This is a genomic window from Luteithermobacter gelatinilyticus, assembly GCF_005849285.1.
GTDB classification, from domain to species: Bacteria; Pseudomonadota; Alphaproteobacteria; order Sphingomonadales; family Emcibacteraceae; genus Luteithermobacter; species Luteithermobacter gelatinilyticus.
Genome location: NZ_CP040517.1, coordinates 284,710 through 300,648 on the forward strand (window position 1 = coordinate 284,710; position 15,939 = coordinate 300,648).

Consider the following 15,939-nt stretch of genomic DNA (forward strand, 5'->3'; position numbering starts at 1 on the left):
TCTGTCCCGGGTCCCACTATGCAGAAAATGCGAAGGGTGTGCGAAAAAGTGAGGCAATCCGGAAAAAGAAACCAGCAAGGGCGGAAATAAAGGGCTTATCCGCCCTTGCGCAGGGTCTCGGACGGGGATTCTCCGAATTTTTTCCGGTATTCGACGGAAAATCGTCCGAGCTGGCTGAATCCCCATTTCAGGGCAATCTGGGTGACGGTGTGCCGGGAGTCGTTGTGGTGCAATTCCTCGTGCACTTTTTGCAGACGCTGGTCCCGGACAAATTTCATCGGGGTGGTGCCCCGGAATTCCCTGAACCCCGCAAACAGGGACCGGGCGCTCACGCCAGAGGCTTGAACAAGATCCTCTATGGTAATGGTGTTTTTCAGATTGGCGACAATATAGTCTTCCGCCCGCTTGACGTAGCGGGGGGCCACTCTTGTAAGGCCGGTTTCCAGACAGTCGGAATAATTATGGGGCTGGGTGTAAATCAGGGCCAGCTTGCACAACTCGGCGAGCTGGTTTAGCAATGGCACCGGAATTTTTCTGTCTGGTCCGGCTTCAAGTTCGGCTTGCAGATGCATGACAGACCGCAGCCAGCGTCCCTGATACATGCGCCGCTGATCCAGAAGCGGCTCAAAAACCAGCGGCCGGGGCAGGTGTGCGCCCAGAATGTGGGCCAGACACCGTTCCAGTGCCTCTCTGTCAATTTTCACGATCAGGTTGCGGGTGTTTTCGCTCCATTTCATCCGGGCGTGCTGGTCGGGGGAAATCACCAACGCATTCTGCGGTTCCACAAGGCAGGTCTGGCGGCCGGCCCGCATTTCGATCCGGCCTTGCAGCGGTACCGGCACCAGATAAAAATTTTGCAATTTCCCGGGATCAATCTCCACCGCGGGGCCATAGTGCAGGTAATTCAAGGACACCTCGCCCGCGGGCGCATGATTCATCAGGGTCTGCACCTTACCCCCGGGGTCCAGCGGGGCCAGACGATGGGCGCAAAAGATCTCGCTCACCCGTGTCTGGGCTTCTTCAAGATCTGTGGTGTGCAGGACCGGATAGCCGCTTAAGGGGCTGGCGGTCTTACTGGCATATGGAAAATCTCCCATCATGTTTTGTCTCATTTGCCACAATCAGCCGTCCCAATTCTTTTCAGGATATTTTATATGTGAATTATCCGGTCATGGTAGACGTTTTCCCGCCCTTTGGGAAGCCCGCATTTTGGATCACGTTTCAGTGATCGGCTTGATTTTTTATGCGATCCCGCCAATATGTCCCTCACCTCATGAGCACCGAATGCCAATGATGACCGTATGAAGGAGCGACCAGTATGATTGACCTGTATACCGCGGCCACCCCCAATGGCTATAAAATTTCCATTGCCCTGGAGGAGCTGAACCTGCCTTATGAAGTGCATGCCCTCAATCTTCTTGAAGGGGAACAGAAAACCCCTGACTTTCTGAAAATCAATCCCAATGGCCGGATTCCGGCGATCATTGATCGGGACAATGACAATCTGACCATTTTTGAATCCGGCGCAATCCTGATCTATCTGGCGGAAAAAACCGGCAAACTTCTGCCCAAAGACGACAAAGGCCGCTATGAAGTGCTTCAGTGGTTGATGTTCCAGATGGGCGGTGTGGGGCCGATGCAGGGCCAGGCCCATGTGTTTTATCGGTATTTTCCCGAAACGCTGCCTTCTGTGATTGAACGCTATCAGAAAGAAACCCGCAGGCTGTATACGGTTCTGGACGGTCGTCTGGCCGGGCGCGACTATATTTGTGGCGATTACAGCATCGCGGACATTGCCACCTGGCCGTGGGTACGCTCCTATGAATGGGCGGGGGTCGAGGTAGACGACTTGCCGCATTTACGGGCCTGGATGGACCGCATGGCCGCCCGCCCGGCCTGCGCCAAGGGCATCACCATACCTCCGAAACTGGAACAGCCCGAAGACAGCCGTGAAATGGGCAAAAAAATATTGGTCAAATAACCCCATGACGCAGCGACAGGACATGGCCGGTCTGCCGGTGCTCTGTGACGGGTCGGAGGAGGCTGAGCGCCTGGTCATCCTGGCCCATGGCGCCGGCGCGCCTATGGACAGCCCGTTTATGGAGTATTTCGCGACGGGGCTGGCCGCGGCCGGAAATCATGTGCTGCGGTTTGAATTTCCCTATATGGCCGAGCGCCGCCGGACGGGCAAAAAACGTCCGCCGGATCGGCCGGAAAGACTATTGGCGTCATGGCGTCAGATTTTTGAGGCGGTTGATTTCAAGGGTAAAATTTATATCGGCGGCAAAAGCATGGGCGGGCGTATGGCCAGCCTGGTGGCCGATGAGCTGGCGCCTGCGGGGGTGATCTGTCTGGGGTATCCCTTTTATGCGCCGGGCAAGGCAGACCGGCCGCGCACCGCCCCTCTGGAAAACCTCAAAACCCCGACATTGATTGTTCAGGGAGAGCGCGACAGCATGGGCAACCGGCAAACGGTCACGGGGTATGCCTTGTCACCGGCGATCCGGTTTCACTGGGCAAAAGACGGTAATCATGATCTGGTGCCGCGCAAGGTCACGGGGCTTTCGGCCGAGGACAACTGGGATCGGGCGCTTCAGGCGATGACCGGCTTTCTAAAGTGAATTGGGTCAACCTGTTCACAATTCACTTTAGACAAGTAGATCGGGGGGTATCCTCATTCTGGGGCCAGGAACTCACGGGTCTTGCGAATGGCGTCGGCCAGGCCGAGCCGTTCCACCACCACCCCTTCGGGGAAAGCACTGAGCAGACGCGAGGGGGTCGCTCCGTCTAGCATGACAAACACCCCCTTGTCCGTCTGGCGCCGGATCAGCCGCCCGTAAGCCTGTTTCAGACGTAAACGCGTGATCAGATCGTCATAAGCCTGCCGTCCGAACTTTTCCCGCCGGGCCTTGTGCAGGAGAGTGGGGCGGGGCCAAGGGACCCGGTCAAACACACATAGACGCAGCGCCGGCCCCGGCACGTCCACCCCATCGCGCACCGCGTCGGTGCCCAACAGGCAACTGTGTTCCACCTCGCGAAAAATATCGATTAGGGTTGCCACATTGATGGGGTCCACATGTTGGGCATACAGCGGCAGGCCGGCGTCTTCCAGGGGGGCGGCGAGCCGTTGATAAACCCCGCGCAGGCGGCTGATGGCGGTAAACAGGCCCAGCGCCCCGCCGCCCGCCGCCAGAAACAACTCGCGATAGGCCGCCGCCAGCTGATCCAGGCTGCGGCGGTTCATGTCATTCACAATAAAAATGCGACTTTGGGCGGGATAGTCAAACGGTGAGGGCAGACTCTGTCGGATCGGCGGTGTGAGTATATGGGCCGCTCCCGTGCGCACCTCCGCCGTATGCCATTCAATGTCAGGATTATGGGCTTCCGTCAGCCGGTCGCGCAGTGTGGCCGAAGTAATCAGTACTCCCTGCGCGGATTTCAGCACCGTTTCGGCAAACGGCCGACTTGGGTCGATCCAGTGGCGATGCATGCCCACATTGACTTCCCGGCCCTGCAGGCGTTCCACTTCAAACCAGTCGACGAAATTTTGGAGCGTCTCCTCCGACGGAGGAGTCATCAGGTCGTGCAGCATGGGAACCCAGCCATGTTCAAGCATTTCCCGGCGGCGGGCAATGCTCTGGCTTAGGGAGTCCAGCCGGTTGCGCGCGCCGCTTTCCAGGCTGTCGGCCTCTGTATCGAGCTTTTTCAGCAACTGCCGGCTGAGAGCGGCCATGGGCCGGATCAGATTCTCAAGGGCCTGGGCCAGGGCATCAGCAGCTTCGACCAGGCCGTCCCCTGTCGGGTGTGGGGCGCATTCCAGGGAATGAAACTCTTCCCGCCCTGCCCGGGCGTAAACCTGAGCGCGCACCAGTGCCAGAAAGGCTTCCGCAGGACCGACCGGGCCGCCATCAATCAGCCGACCGTGCCAGCCCTCGGCAGGCAGGATCCGGGCCTGATGGATTACCTCCTGCAACAGACCATGGGCTTCCTCGTCCTCCAGAATCAGCTCTTCAAGCCGGCCCTTGAGGCCCCGACTCCGGCGGCTGGACTTTTCCGCTCCCCGGATCCAGCGCCGTAGTTCCAAGCCTTCCTGTCCCGTGAGATGGGCGGAAAAGGCGCTGTCTGCCGCATCAAACAGGTGATGGCCCTCATCAAAAATATAACGGGTTGGCAGTTCCGCGTCCCGGCCGTCACGGGATGTTTTGTCCTGTTCTGAAGTGTCCCGGACAACTTCACTGCGGGTCGCTGCCTGGATCATTACCAGCGCGTGATTGGCGATGACCAGCGACGCCTTACGGGCCCGGCGTTTGGATTTTTCGATATAACATTTTTTGTAATGGGTACAGGCAGAATAGATACACTCGCTGCGCCGGTCCGTAAGTTGGCTTAACCGACTTTGTCCGAAATGTTCGCCCAGCCAACTGGGAAAATCGCCGCCAATCATATCGCCATCCCGGCTATAGCGGGCCCAGCGTTCCACCAGTCCCAGCAGAATCCGCCCGTCATTGTGGATGGCGGAACCCGCAAGCTCCTGAAGATTGAGCAGGCAAAGATAATTTTCCCGGCCCTTGCGAATGACGGCTTTGCGCATTTTTTGTGCCGGGTCAGGATAGAGGCGGCTGAGCTCCTGATCCAGCTGGCGTTGCAGATTCTTGGTATAGGTAGCGATCCAAACGGCGCCGTCGTTTTTTTCCGCCCACAGACTCGCCGGGGCGATATAGCCCAGGGTCTTGCCGATCCCGGTCCCGGCTTCTGCGAGAACCAGTACCGGCTCCTGTTCGTGTTGGGGGGGCGCGAAACTCCGGGCGGCGAGGGCGGCATAATCCTGCTGGCTGGTACGCTGTTCCGCATCGGGACCCAAAAGGGCAGCCAGCCGGGCTTGCGCTTCTGCCGGTGACACCGGTTCGCTCCCGGCTGGGGGAAGGGGGGCATCTTCTTCCCACTCCGGCAGATGGTCCCAGACCTGCCATGGACGGGGGGTGTCAGCGGAGCCGAGCGCGCCGAGCACCAGCGGGCCCCAGCTCCATCCGGCTTCGGCCATGCGATGGGCGGTGGCGTGCACGCCTTCAGGGAAGGCATAGGCGGGATCGGCGAGTTCCCGAAGCAGGGTCTGCGTCGCCGCCATCAAGGCCAGCGCCTCGTCTTCGGGGCTGTGATGGGGCCTGTGATGGGGCATGTCGAGGCCGAGCGCCTCCGCCAAGCCCCGGGGCAGTGGCAGGCAGAACCGGGCGGGCCGCACAAAGGCGAACAGTTCCAGAACGTCCAGGCTTCGGGTCCCTGCCATGCCGAGCCGGCGGGCAATGACAGGACGGTTGCAGATGAGATATGGCCTGCTCCTCAGACGCCGCCGCAGCGTTCCATGATCCAGTTCTTCCACTTCGCCCTCAGGCGAGACAATGACGCCGGAAGACGACCCGACCACCAGCGCGGACAGGCGCGAGAGGGCCTCAAACGGGTCGGGAAACTGCATCAGGGACTGGCTCATGGGTCTTTGCGGGTCAGGCTTTAGTCTGCTTTTATATGTTCACTATCTGTTTCAGGCACTATAGACGGGATTTTTTTTCGGCTCCAGATCAAAAAGGGCCAAAACACCATAAGTTCGGCGAATGGGGTGATATTTTGCAGAATTTCTTCAATCTAGCCATAATCTGGCCATGTGTCGCTTTACAGGCGGGCCATAACCTTTCATTATGACGCGTCTTTCCCTGCATGCCGGGAATATCATGTTAAACGGGACAAACAGGATAACTTTATGACACCAAATTTTATCACCCTGAACAATCAGACCCATCGTCATCTGAAAATTCGCAACTTTACCGACTATGCCCATGTGAAAAATGAACATCTGGCGCCGCTGGCCATTCATGAATTTGTCAGAATGTCAGGCAGTTTGCCGATTATTTTTGTCAAATCGCCCAATGATGAAAATTTTCAGGCGGTGACGATGATGGGCTTACGCCCGGGGGAGAATCTGGTGGTGAAAGGGGGCGGGTGGAACGCCGTCTATATTCCCGGCAGTGTGATCACCTATCCGTTTGGACTGGCTCGGGTGCCGGCGGGGGAAGAGGGCCAGGAAGACCGCTTTGTCATAACCATTGATGAAAACAGCCCGCTGGTGAACGAGGAAGACGGCACACCGCTGTTTGATGAGGATGGCAATGCCACCGAATTTCTGGAAAACTGCCGGAAGAGTCTCATGACCCATTTCAACCATATCCAGAGTTCCCACGAAATCACACGCTATCTTGCCGAAAAAGATCTGCTGATGGAAAACGCCCTGACGGTAACTCTGGAAGAGGGGCAGGAACCGATGCGTATAGGCGGGGTTTTTGTGGTCAACGAAGAAAAACTGAATAACATGCCGGCGGAAGAATTCGAGGACCTGCGTCAACGGGGGCTGTTGCCGGCGCTGTATGCGCAGCTGGCGTCGCTGCATCAGGTTCACCGTCTGGTCAATATGGCTCGCTCCGCCTGAAAATTATGGCCTGAAAATGATGGCCTGAAAATGACAGCGAACAGGATGGCCCCATCGCCAGACGGCGCATAAAACATTACGAGTCAGAAACGACCCGCCTGAAAGTCGCGGCTGGCGTCGATGATTTCCTGACGGGTGGTCATGACAAAGGGGCCATACCGGGCGACGGGTTCACCAATCGGTTGGCCTGCCACCAGAACGACCCGGCTGCCCCTTTCGCCCCGTAGGTTCAGCCGCCTTCCGGTGCTGAGATGCGCTAGCCTGCCGGCTGTGAGGGGCTGCCCGGCAATGTCGATTTGCCCTGCCAGCCCGTAAAGAAAGGCGTTATGGGTCGCAGGCAGTGTCAGACTGACCGGGCCAGAGGCTCGCCAGAGCAGGTCGGCAAAAAGTGGCGTCTGTGCGGCGCCGCGGGCTGGGCCGGTATGGCCTGACAGCGTGCCGGAGACCAGGGTGATGTGTGCGGGTCCCTGGTCAAAGACGCTCATGGCATGGGCCGGGATGTCCTGATAGGACGGGGCGGTCATCTTGTGGCTTGCCGGCAGATTGATCCAGAGTTGCAGACCGCGCAGCAAGCCGTCCTCCTGTTCGGGCATTTCCGAATGAATAATCCCGCGTCCGGCGGTCATATACTGTGCGCCGCCGGCTTTCAGAAGCCCACTTCCACCCTTATTGTCCTCATGCCGCATGCGGCCGTCGATCATATAGGTCAGGGTTTCGAAACCCCGATGCGGATGGGCGGGGAAACCGGCAATATAGTCTTTGGGATTGGTGGAATAAAATTCGTCCAGCAGCAGAAACGGATCAATCTGCATCAGCGCTGGCGTGCCCAGAACCCGGCGCAAGCTGACACCGGCCCCGTCTGTTGCCGGGATGCTGTCATGCAGGGCCCGGGCCTGTCGTTCCTGGTCGGGATGTGTCATGTTTACATCTCCTGCTCAAGATGATTTCGGCCATGGGGCTGGTCCAGATCCAGTTTCGGGCCCGCCGGCACGATGCCGGTGGGGTTGATGGTGGTGTGACTCTGGTAATAATGGCCTTTGATATGGTCGAAATTCACGGTTTTGGCAATGCCGGGCATCTGGTACAGATCTCGCAGATAAGCGCTGAGATGGACGTAGTCTACAAGCCGTTTAAGATTGCATTTGAAATGCCCCACATAGACCGCATCAAAACGGATCAGGGTGGTGAATAGCCGCCAGTCCGCCTCGGTAAGCCGTGGTCCGGTAAGGTAGCGGCGATCGGCGAGCCGCCGGTCCAGCTGGTCCAGAGTGTCAAACAGCGAGAACACGGCTTCTTCATAGGCGTCTTGGGTGGTGGCAAAGCCTGCCTTGTACACGCCATTGTTGACAGTGGGGTAGATCATGTCATTCAGGGCGTCGATGTCAGCCTGCAAGGGGTGCGGATAAAAATCCAGCTCATTGACGCCGTCCAGGGTGTTAAAGGCCGAATTGAACAGGCGGATAATCTCCGCCGATTCATTATTGACGATGGTTTTTTCCTGCTTGTCCCACAGCACCGGCACCGTGACCCGGCCGGTATAGTCGGGCATGGCGGCGGTATAAATTTCATGTAGGTGGCGGGCGTTCAGCTCCGGGTCAGGGATCACCCCCTCGCCATCCGCAAAAGACCAGCCTTCTTCTCCCATAAGAGGATGCACCACAGACAGGCTGATATGCTGCTCCAAGCCCTTGAGCCGGCGGAAAATCAGTGTCCGATGCGCCCAGGGGCAGGCCAGGGAGACATAAAGATGGTACCGCCCGCTTTCCGGCGGATGTGGCCCGTCGGCGGTAATTTGACGGCGAAACCGGCTCTCTTCCCGCCTGAATCGGCCGCCGGTTTTTTGGGTGTCATACCATTGATCGACCCATTTTCCGTTGATCAGCAGTCCCATATTCTGTCTCCTGTTTGGGGATTTTGGCCGTCCTATGCGGCAAGTTTTTGAGCGAGGCCGGCTACATGCCGGGCCTGATGACGCACGAGATCGAGTTCCGTTGCCGTCGGCTCGCGGCTGCCGTCGGCGCCGGCCAGGGTGGAGGCCCCATAGGGAGAGCCGCCGCGCATTTCACTCAAATCGGTCAACCCCGGGGCGCTGTAGGGCAGGCCCACAATCACCATGCCATGATGGGCCAGGGTGTGCCAGAAGGAGGTAATGGTGGTTTCCTGCCCGCCGCCGGTGCCGGTGGAGGTAAAGACGCTGCCCACCTTGCCGATCAGTTGTCCTTTGGCCCACAGGCCGCCGGTTTGGTCCAGAAAATTGCGCATCTGGCTGGCCATGTTGCCAAAACGGGTAGGGGTGCCGAAAATAATGCCGTCATATTCCGCAAGCTCCTGAGGCTCCGCCAGCGGCGCATCCTGATCCAGCTTGACACCGGCATTACGGGCGACCTCTTCCGGCATCAGTTCAGGTACCCGCTTCAGGGTTACCTGGACACCTTCAACTTCTCGCGCGCCTTCGGCCGCGGCCCGGGCGAGGGTTTCAATATGACCGTAAGACGAATAATATAGCACCAAAATCTTTGTCATGTCTTTTCTCCTGTTTCATGAACCTTTGAAAAGACTCTACCTGTTTCCTTAAAGGCGACATAGATCAATAATAGCCAATATTATGTTGCAAAATATGAAACGCATTAGAGACGGCTTCTCAATCTGCGCACGGAATTGTGAAGAGCCCTTTCTTGTTGTGTGAAGGGGCGTGGAATATACTGCTTTTCCTATAAGAATAAGCTATATCCCCCCCCTTTGGTTAACCCGTTGAAGGAGAAGAAGATGCCCCCTCCCAAAGTCGTTTCGCATGAGGAGTGGGTGAAAGCCCGGAAGGACTTTCTCGTTAAGGAAAAAGAGTTCACGCGCCTTCGCGACGAACTCAGCCGGGAACGACGGGCGTTGCCTTGGGAAAAAGTGGACAAGACATATCTGTTCGACGGGCCGGACGGGCGGGAAAGCCTCGCCGACCTGTTTGCGGGCCGGAGCCAGTTGATCGTCTATCATTTCATGTATGGGCCCGGCTGGGAGGAAGGCTGCAAGAGCTGTTCCTTCCTGGCGGATCATTTCAATCCGGCCATCATTCACCTCAACCAGCGGGATGTGAGCATGGTCGCCGTCTCCCGGGCACCCCTGGCGAAATTGCAGTCTTTCCAAAAGCGCATGGGATGGACGTTCAGATGGCTCTCGTCTTTGGAGAATGATTTCAACCAGGATTATCATGTATCCTTTTCGGCAGACGAGATGCAGCAGGGAGAAGTCTATTATAATTACAAAATGACAAACTTCTCCAGTTCCGAAGCGCCGGGCGTCAGTGTTTTTTATAGGGACAAAAACGGCGCTGTGTTTCATACCTATTCCTGTTATGAGCGCGGCCTGGATATGCTGATCACCGCCTATCATTATCTTGATCTGGTGCCAAAAGGGCGGGATGAAGATCATTTTTCTTATACAATGGAATGGCTACGTCTTCATGACAGCTATGACGACTAGAGTGAATTGAGACACCCTATTCACAATTCACTCTAAACCGGGAAGGGGTCAATACATACAGGAGGAGGTCATGAGCTTTACGGTTGTAAATGATTATTTTTTCAAACCTGGGGGAAATGTCGAAGAAGGGAAGGCCGCCGCAAAGGAGCTGGTGGAATATTTCAATGAAAAAGTTCCCGAAATTCAACTGACGCTCTGGCTGGAGAGTCGGGAAAATCCACTTCATCATTACCATATTACAGTTTTCGATACGGCCGAGGCGCTGCAGGAGGTGTGTAACAGCACCGCCATTAAGCGTTTCACTGACCGGCTGTATCCCCATATTGATCATTCAACGTTCATTGCTCCCGGCTGCGATGTCTGGCTGGCGGATGGCAAGGGGATTAGCCGCGTCGGCGGGGAGGGGTGAGGGAACGGGGCAAATCTGGAAGTGGAGGATTTGGTCAACGTTTTCATTCCTGAAAACCAATTGGCGATGACAAGTTTAAAGATTGGCCCGAATGTCCTCGCGGGCGAAATAGGCGGCCAGAATATCAATCAGATGGCGCACTCTGGTGCTGAGCAGTCGGGTTTCAGGATAGACGGCATAAAGCCCCATGGTTTCGGTCGGCCAATCCTGCAGAATTTCCACAAGCCGGCCCTGCTCAAGCTGATGTTTGACAAAAAAATACGGGATGCGCAGGATTCCCAGTCCTGCCTCGGCGGCCTGGGCTTCGAGATCCCCGCTATTGGTTTTTAGGCGCCCGCGAACCGGAACGGTTACTTTTTGGCCGTTCCGCAGGAAGGTCCAGTGATGGGCGTCGCGGGCATTGCTGTAGAGAATACAGTCGTGATCCTTGAGATCGTGCGGGGTCAGCGGCGCGCCGTGGGCCTTGAGATAGTCCGGACTGGCCACCATCACATGGCGAATGCTGGCCAGTTTGCGGGCAATCAGCGAAGAATCCTGTAGGATGCCGATCCGCAGACCCAGATCAAACCCTTCCCGCGCGATATCCACGAGACGGTCGGAAAAACTGACCTCCAAAATCAGGCCCGGATGTTGTGTCATGATGTCGATCACCGCTGGGTGAATAAACAGCCGGCCAAAGGATTTGGGGGCCGCTAGACGGATCACTCCCGTCAGGGTCTGCTCTGTGGCGCGCAAACTGGAATTGGCGTCGGCCAGTTGGGAGAGGATATTCTTGACCTTCTCATAATAATCAAGACCGGCCGGGGTGGGGGTGATGCCGTGGGGGGTACGGGTCAGCAACCGGGCGCCCAGTTCCGCTTCCAGGGTTTTCAGGCGGCGGCTGACCACGGATTTAGTGATGCCGATCCGGTTGGCGGCCTCGGTGACGCTGCCGCTTTCTAGAACGGTCACAAAGGTACGGATATTTTCCAGTTCATTCATGGAAGGTCCCGGGGTCCTGTGGACGTCTAATATTAAGACATTGGTTGACGAATGCATGGCTTGGCCTTATTAAGCCTTCGGTTTATTATTCCTCTTTATTCCTTAACAGTAAAGGCACAGATCATGACCGCGTCCCCCGAACAGATTGAGATCGCCCTTGAGAGCAAAGCCTGGCCCTTTCAGGAAGCCCAGAAGCTTGTTGAGCGTCTCAAGAAATTCGGAAATCCCAAGGGGTATGTGCTGTTTGAAACGGGCTATGGCCCCTCCGGACTGCCGCATATTGGTACTTTTGGCGAAGTGCTGCGGACCACCATGGTGCGTCATGCCTTTGAATTTATCTCCGATGTACCGACCCGGCTGATCGCCTTTTCCGATGATATGGATGGTTTCCGCAAGGTGCCCGGAAATTTGCCGAACCAGGACATGTTGCAGCAGCATCTAGGGCTGCCGCTTACCCAGGTGCCCGATCCGTTCGGGACTCATGAGAGTTTCGCCCATCATAATAATGACCGGCTGTGCAAGTTTCTTGACAGTTTCGGGTTTGACTATGAATTCAAAAGCGCCACAGAGGCCTATAAAAGCGGGGAGATGGATGTAACGCTGCTCTGCATGCTGGAACATTACGACAAGATCATGAGAGTGATCCTGCCGACCCTGGGCGAGGAGCGGCAAAAAACCTATAGCCCTTTCCTGCCCATCTGTCCCCGCACCGGCCGGGTGCTGCAGGTGCCGATCCTGGAGCGGGATCTGGCGGCTGGCACCGTGACCTACCGGGACGAGGAAACCGGCAAATTGGTGGAGGTCCCGGTCACGGGTGGTCACTGCAAGGCCCAGTGGAAAGCGGATTGGGCCATGCGCTGGGTAGCGCTGGGGGTGGATTATGAGATGGCCGGCAAGGATTTGATTGAAAGCGTGAAATTGTCCAGCGCCATTGCCCGCATCCTGGGGGCGCAGCCCCCCGAAGGTTTCAACTATGAATTGTTTCTGGATGAAAACGGTCAGAAAATTTCCAAGTCCAAGGGCAATGGCCTGAGCATGGAAGACTGGTTGCGGTACGGCACCCCGGAAAGTCTTGCGCTTTATATGTTCCAGTCGCCCCGCAAGGCCAAGAAGCTGTATTTCGATGTGATCCCCAAGGCGGTGGATGATTATCTGACGTCCTTGGCGGCGTTTCCGGAGCAGGAGGGCAAGGAAAAATACGGCAACCCGGTCTGGCATATCCATAGCGGCACTCCGCCCCGGGAAGAGCTGCCGGTCAGCTTCTCCCTGTTGCTCAACCTGGTCAGCGCCAGCAACGCCCATGACAAGGAAACATTATGGGGGTATATTTCCGCCTATGCGCCAGACATCCGGGCGGAGGATCATCCGCTCTTGGACAAGTTGGTGGAATATGCCCTCGTTTATTATGAGGACTTTGTCAAACCGACCAAAAAATACCGTGCCCCTACGGCCACGGAAATCGCGGCCCTGGAAGATCTAATCCGGGAACTGGAGGCCCTGCCGGAAGATGCGGCGGCCGGGGAATTCCAGACGGCGGTCTTTAGCGTCGGCAAGGCGCACCACTACGAAAATCTGCGCGACTGGTTCAGGGCCCTGTATGAAATTCTTCTGGGCCAGCAGCAAGGGCCGCGTATGGGATCGTTTATCGCACTGTATGGCCGGGACAAAACCATCGATCTGATCCGTAAAGCTATAGAAAATCCTAGGGTCTAGGGGTAGGGCCATGATCCATTAATTATGTCTGTTCTAAAAGATTAGTCTAAAACCACTAGAGGGCACTTTCTTCTTGCTTTCGGGGGACTGCTTTGATACTGCCTCATAACACTATGGTCTCATAAAAAAAGGTTATGGAGTTGAGGGGGACGGGAGCTGGTTTGTGTTGTCTCTTATATAGCGAACAGGAGCGGCGCTCGTCATTCATAACAACATCACAATGGTGTCATCATCATCATAATGTTGTCATGTTTGATTCTTATGGTGCGATGCTCAGGAATGTCAATTTCACAGAACAGCGTCCGTTAAGCGCACGTTAACCTTGGCCGGGTAGATTGCTTGAACAATATGGATAAGAGGAAACGATGTTGGGTTTGACATATAAACGGTTCTGGAAAAGAATTCTTGATATTGTGGGAGCATCTGTTCTTCTGGTTATCTTGTCCCCGGTATTGTTGCTGACGGCGCTGGCGGTTCGTTTGAAGCTGGGCAGCCCGGTTTTTTTCAGGCAGGAGCGGCTCGGGCTTAATGGTCAGGTTTTTGAAATTTACAAATTCAGAAGCATGACCAATGAGCGCGATGAAAACGGTGTTCTGCTGGACGATCGGGAGCGGCTGACCCCGTTTGGGAAACTTCTGCGCGACTGGAGTCTGGATGAACTTCCCCAATTGCTGAATGTGCTCAAAGGCGACATGGGGCTGATTGGCCCACGGCCGTTTATTGCTGAATATGCCTCACGTTATACCTCCGAACAAATGCGTCGCCACGAGGTTCGCCCCGGGATTACCGGCTGGGCGCAGGTCACCGGCCGCAATGCCATCAGCTGGAATCAGAAATTTATCCTGGATGTGTGGTATGTGGATCACTGTTCTTTCCTGCTGGATCTGAAGATTTTGCTGATGACCATTCCGGTAGTGATCAAAAGATCCGGCGTGTCTGCTGATAATCATGTAACCATGCCGAAATGGACTGGCAACAGCGAAAGCACCGAAAAGGCATTGTCGGAATAAGAGCCTTAGCCCTGCCGGTTTGAAGCCCTGCCGGTTTGACGTTATTTCCCTAGAGAATTGCATCATATTTATGAGTTTACGGCCTGGTGCAATCGTTTTGTCCGGAGACCGGTTTATCAGGTGCGAATAACCTTTTCGATGAATTCATCAATTTCCTGTTCCATGGACCGGCTTTCCATAACCAACGCTGCGGCAGCATCCAGAACGTCTGAAACCCCTTGGCCTACTTTGTTGGACGAATCCCGCACGCCGGTGATGTTGGAGGCGACTTTCTCCGTGTCGCTGGCGGCGCTGGAGATATTTTCTGCGATTTCCCGGGTGGCCGATCCCTGCTGCTCCACAGAGGCGGAGATAGCGGTGGCAATGTCAAACAAACCGTCAATGGTTTTGCGGATTGTGGCAATGGCGTGAACGGCCTGATCCGTGGAAGCTTGCATTTCGGAAATCTGGCTGGTGATCTCTTCGGTAGCAGCGGCGGTCTGATTGGCGAGGTTTTTCACTTCAGAAGCCACGACGGCAAACCCTTTGCCGGCCTCTCCGGCGCGCGCGGCTTCGATGGTGGCGTTCAGCGCCAGCAGATTGGTCTGTCCGGCAATGTCATGAATCAGCTTAACCACGTCCCCGATCCGGGAAGAAGCCCGGGACAGGCTTTGCACGGTGGAATTGGTGCGTTCCGCTTCTTCGACGGCATTGTTGGAAATGCGGGAGGATTCCTTGACCTGGCGGCTGATTTCCTCAATGGATTGTGATAATTCCTCTGCGGCCTGGCTTACCATACGTACATTCTTTGTGGCGTTTTGAATGCTGTCTGCCGCCGCTGAAGACTGGCTGGTGGCGGTTTGTGCCGTCTGGGACATATGTTGCGCCGTATTTTCCATTTCCGATGATGCGCCGGCCACGATGGAGGCCATTTGACGGACTCTTTCAGCGAGATGGATCTGTTCGGATACGTCTTCCCAGATCACCATATTGCCGATATAGCGGCCATTGGTGTCATTGATGGCGGACAAGGACAGTTTGAGAGTTGTCTCGCCCAGCTTGATCAGCCGGATGGCCGGCAGGCGGGCCGGATCGCTCATCTGGGTCCGGAAGGATTCCGGGTTGGTTTCGAGTCGGCTGATGTCCTTCCCCACCAGTGCATCGGCCCCGAACGGCAAATACTGGGCCAGTGCGCGCATCTCTTTTTGGGAAGACAGATTGGCATAATTGATAATGCTGGTGCCGGGGTCACAGATCAGCACATTCACCGGCATATTTTCAATCATGGCCAGAAGGCCGGCGGCCCGGGCGTCGGTTTTTTTCTGTTCCGTAATGATATGCCAAGTGATCAGGAGTTGGTGCAGGTCTCTGCCCGCAGACGTGACAGGGGTGATGAGAACATCCAGGAATTCCTCCCCGAGCGCTACGGTTTGGCGCAAGGGGAACTGGCGCGCATCGGCAAGTTTTTCACGCGGGGCGCCCCCTTCGCCAAACAGAAGATCCAGCGATTGGCCCAGCAACCCCTTGCCGGTCACTGGAAGGACATGTTTCAGACGTCCGGAGGTTTCAAAACATTTGTTGTTGCAATAAAGGATTTCCAGGCTTTCGCGGTCGCAGATCATCATATTGACCAACATGGAATCAATCCAGGCCTGATGACTGTTTCCCCCCGAAGTGTGCAGATCTTCCGCCTTCCCCCGTTTTTCAGGCGCGGGTATCTCTTTGTTTTTCAATGATAAGTTAAACATTTCCGATCCCTCATGAAAGTCCCCTGTGTGTTCTGGCATCACGCCGTAACACAACCAGCCGGACATTTGTACAGGAGGGGAATTAACGTTCCGTAAATGATACGTCTTCAGGACAATTTTTCCGCGATATTAAACATAAAGCTTTCTTTA

Annotated in this window: 14 protein-coding genes; 7 read left to right on the forward strand and 7 right to left on the reverse strand. The window is 55.9% G+C overall.

The features are described from left to right. Nucleotides 1-95: 95 nt before the first annotated feature. Complete coding sequence (locus FE788_RS01290; RefSeq protein WP_168190211.1) at nucleotides 96-1,100, reverse strand: AraC family transcriptional regulator; 1,005 nt, start codon at nucleotides 1,098-1,100, stop codon at nucleotides 96-98. Between the two features lie 218 nt (nucleotides 1,101-1,318). Here FE788_RS01290 and FE788_RS01295 point away from each other — a divergent pair, with 218 nt between their 5' ends. Continuing rightward, complete coding sequence (locus FE788_RS01295) at nucleotides 1,319-1,981, forward strand: glutathione S-transferase family protein (RefSeq protein WP_138378942.1); 663 nt, start codon at nucleotides 1,319-1,321, stop codon at nucleotides 1,979-1,981. Nucleotides 1,982-1,985: 4 nt separating this feature from the next. After that, nucleotides 1,986-2,621 (forward strand): alpha/beta family hydrolase, encoded by a 636-nt coding sequence (locus FE788_RS01300; protein ID WP_210414078.1) that lies wholly within the window; start codon nucleotides 1,986-1,988, stop codon nucleotides 2,619-2,621. A 53-nt stretch (nucleotides 2,622-2,674) separates the two neighbouring features. On the opposite strand, the gene FE788_RS01305 is transcribed toward FE788_RS01300, so the two are convergent. Next, entirely contained in the window at nucleotides 2,675-5,485 is a 2,811-nt protein-coding gene (locus tag FE788_RS01305) for an ATP-dependent DNA helicase (protein WP_210414079.1), read from the reverse strand. Between the two features lie 267 nt (nucleotides 5,486-5,752). Between FE788_RS01305 and FE788_RS01310 the strand changes: the two genes are divergently transcribed. Beyond that, the gene (locus tag FE788_RS01310) at nucleotides 5,753-6,475 is read left to right on the forward strand and encodes a SapC family protein (RefSeq protein WP_138378943.1); all 723 of its coding nucleotides are present in this window, start codon (nucleotides 5,753-5,755) and stop codon (nucleotides 6,473-6,475) included. Nucleotides 6,476-6,558: 83 nt separating this feature from the next. Here the strand turns inward: FE788_RS01310 and FE788_RS01315 are convergent, their stop codons facing one another. The 3 genes from FE788_RS01315 to wrbA are packed head-to-tail and all read right to left on the reverse strand — an operon-like array spanning nucleotide 6,559 to nucleotide 8,998. Next, complete coding sequence (locus FE788_RS01315) at nucleotides 6,559-7,395, reverse strand: pirin family protein (RefSeq protein WP_138378944.1); 837 nt, start codon at nucleotides 7,393-7,395, stop codon at nucleotides 6,559-6,561. 2 nt (nucleotides 7,396-7,397) lie between these two features. Next, nucleotides 7,398-8,366: a glutathione S-transferase family protein gene (locus FE788_RS01320; RefSeq protein ID WP_138378945.1), complete on the reverse strand. Its 969-nt coding sequence runs from the start codon at nucleotides 8,364-8,366 to the stop codon at nucleotides 7,398-7,400. Nucleotides 8,367-8,398: 32 nt separating this feature from the next. Beyond that, nucleotides 8,399-8,998 (reverse strand): NAD(P)H:quinone oxidoreductase, encoded by a 600-nt coding sequence (gene wrbA / locus FE788_RS01325; protein WP_138378946.1) that lies wholly within the window; start codon nucleotides 8,996-8,998, stop codon nucleotides 8,399-8,401. A 243-nt stretch (nucleotides 8,999-9,241) separates the two neighbouring features. Between wrbA and FE788_RS01330 the strand changes: the two genes are divergently transcribed. Together FE788_RS01330 and FE788_RS01335 are read left to right on the forward strand one after the other, a co-directional pair. Further along, nucleotides 9,242-9,949 carry a DUF899 domain-containing protein gene (locus FE788_RS01330; protein WP_138378947.1) on the forward strand — a complete coding sequence of 236 codons (708 nt, stop codon included), beginning with the start codon at nucleotides 9,242-9,244 and terminating at the stop codon, nucleotides 9,947-9,949. Nucleotides 9,950-10,019: 70 nt separating this feature from the next. After that, nucleotides 10,020-10,358 (forward strand): hypothetical protein, encoded by a 339-nt coding sequence (locus FE788_RS01335; RefSeq protein WP_138378948.1) that lies wholly within the window; start codon nucleotides 10,020-10,022, stop codon nucleotides 10,356-10,358. A 75-nt stretch (nucleotides 10,359-10,433) separates the two neighbouring features. Here FE788_RS01335 and FE788_RS01340 read toward each other — a convergent pair whose 3' ends face one another. Beyond that, nucleotides 10,434-11,339 carry a LysR family transcriptional regulator gene (locus tag FE788_RS01340; protein ID WP_168190212.1) on the reverse strand — a complete coding sequence of 302 codons (906 nt, stop codon included), beginning with the start codon at nucleotides 11,337-11,339 and terminating at the stop codon, nucleotides 10,434-10,436. Nucleotides 11,340-11,462: 123 nt separating this feature from the next. Between FE788_RS01340 and FE788_RS01345 the strand changes: the two genes are divergently transcribed. Beyond that, nucleotides 11,463-13,052 carry a lysine--tRNA ligase gene (locus FE788_RS01345; RefSeq protein WP_138378950.1) on the forward strand — a complete coding sequence of 530 codons (1,590 nt, stop codon included), beginning with the start codon at nucleotides 11,463-11,465 and terminating at the stop codon, nucleotides 13,050-13,052. A 365-nt stretch (nucleotides 13,053-13,417) separates the two neighbouring features. Further along, a complete protein-coding gene (locus FE788_RS01350) occupies nucleotides 13,418-14,062 on the forward strand; it encodes a sugar transferase (protein WP_138378951.1) in 645 nt (214 codons plus the stop codon). A 116-nt stretch (nucleotides 14,063-14,178) separates the two neighbouring features. On the opposite strand, the gene FE788_RS14320 is transcribed toward FE788_RS01350, so the two are convergent. After that, nucleotides 14,179-15,789 (reverse strand): methyl-accepting chemotaxis protein, encoded by a 1,611-nt coding sequence (locus FE788_RS14320; RefSeq protein WP_168190213.1) that lies wholly within the window; start codon nucleotides 15,787-15,789, stop codon nucleotides 14,179-14,181. Between the last annotated feature and the right edge of the window lie 150 nt (nucleotides 15,790-15,939).

Bases quoted from the DNA above. Each gene is read 5' to 3' on its own strand.
- FE788_RS01350 (WP_138378951.1), top strand. From the start codon at position 13,418: ATGTTGGGTTTGACATATAAACGGTTCTGGAAAAGAATTCTTGATATT.
- FE788_RS01315 (WP_138378944.1), bottom strand. From the start codon at position 7,395: ATGACACATCCCGACCAGGAACGACAGGCCCGGGCCCTGCATGACAGC.
- FE788_RS01320 (WP_138378945.1), bottom strand. From the start codon at position 8,366: ATGGGACTGCTGATCAACGGAAAATGGGTCGATCAATGGTATGACACC.
- FE788_RS01295 (WP_138378942.1), top strand. From the start codon at position 1,319: ATGATTGACCTGTATACCGCGGCCACCCCCAATGGCTATAAAATTTCC.
- FE788_RS01290 (WP_168190211.1), bottom strand. From the start codon at position 1,100: ATGATGGGAGATTTTCCATATGCCAGTAAGACCGCCAGCCCCTTAAGC.
- FE788_RS01330 (WP_138378947.1), top strand. From the start codon at position 9,242: ATGCCCCCTCCCAAAGTCGTTTCGCATGAGGAGTGGGTGAAAGCCCGG.
- FE788_RS01300 (WP_210414078.1), top strand. From the start codon at position 1,986: ATGACGCAGCGACAGGACATGGCCGGTCTGCCGGTGCTCTGTGACGGG.
- FE788_RS01335 (WP_138378948.1), top strand. From the start codon at position 10,020: ATGAGCTTTACGGTTGTAAATGATTATTTTTTCAAACCTGGGGGAAAT.
- FE788_RS01310 (WP_138378943.1), top strand. From the start codon at position 5,753: ATGACACCAAATTTTATCACCCTGAACAATCAGACCCATCGTCATCTG.
- FE788_RS01305 (WP_210414079.1), bottom strand. From the start codon at position 5,485: ATGAGCCAGTCCCTGATGCAGTTTCCCGACCCGTTTGAGGCCCTCTCG.
- FE788_RS01340 (WP_168190212.1), bottom strand. From the start codon at position 11,339: ATGAATGAACTGGAAAATATCCGTACCTTTGTGACCGTTCTAGAAAGC.
- FE788_RS01345 (WP_138378950.1), top strand. From the start codon at position 11,463: ATGACCGCGTCCCCCGAACAGATTGAGATCGCCCTTGAGAGCAAAGCC.
- FE788_RS14320 (WP_168190213.1), bottom strand. From the start codon at position 15,789: ATGTTTAACTTATCATTGAAAAACAAAGAGATACCCGCGCCTGAAAAA.
- wrbA (WP_138378946.1), bottom strand. From the start codon at position 8,998: ATGACAAAGATTTTGGTGCTATATTATTCGTCTTACGGTCATATTGAA.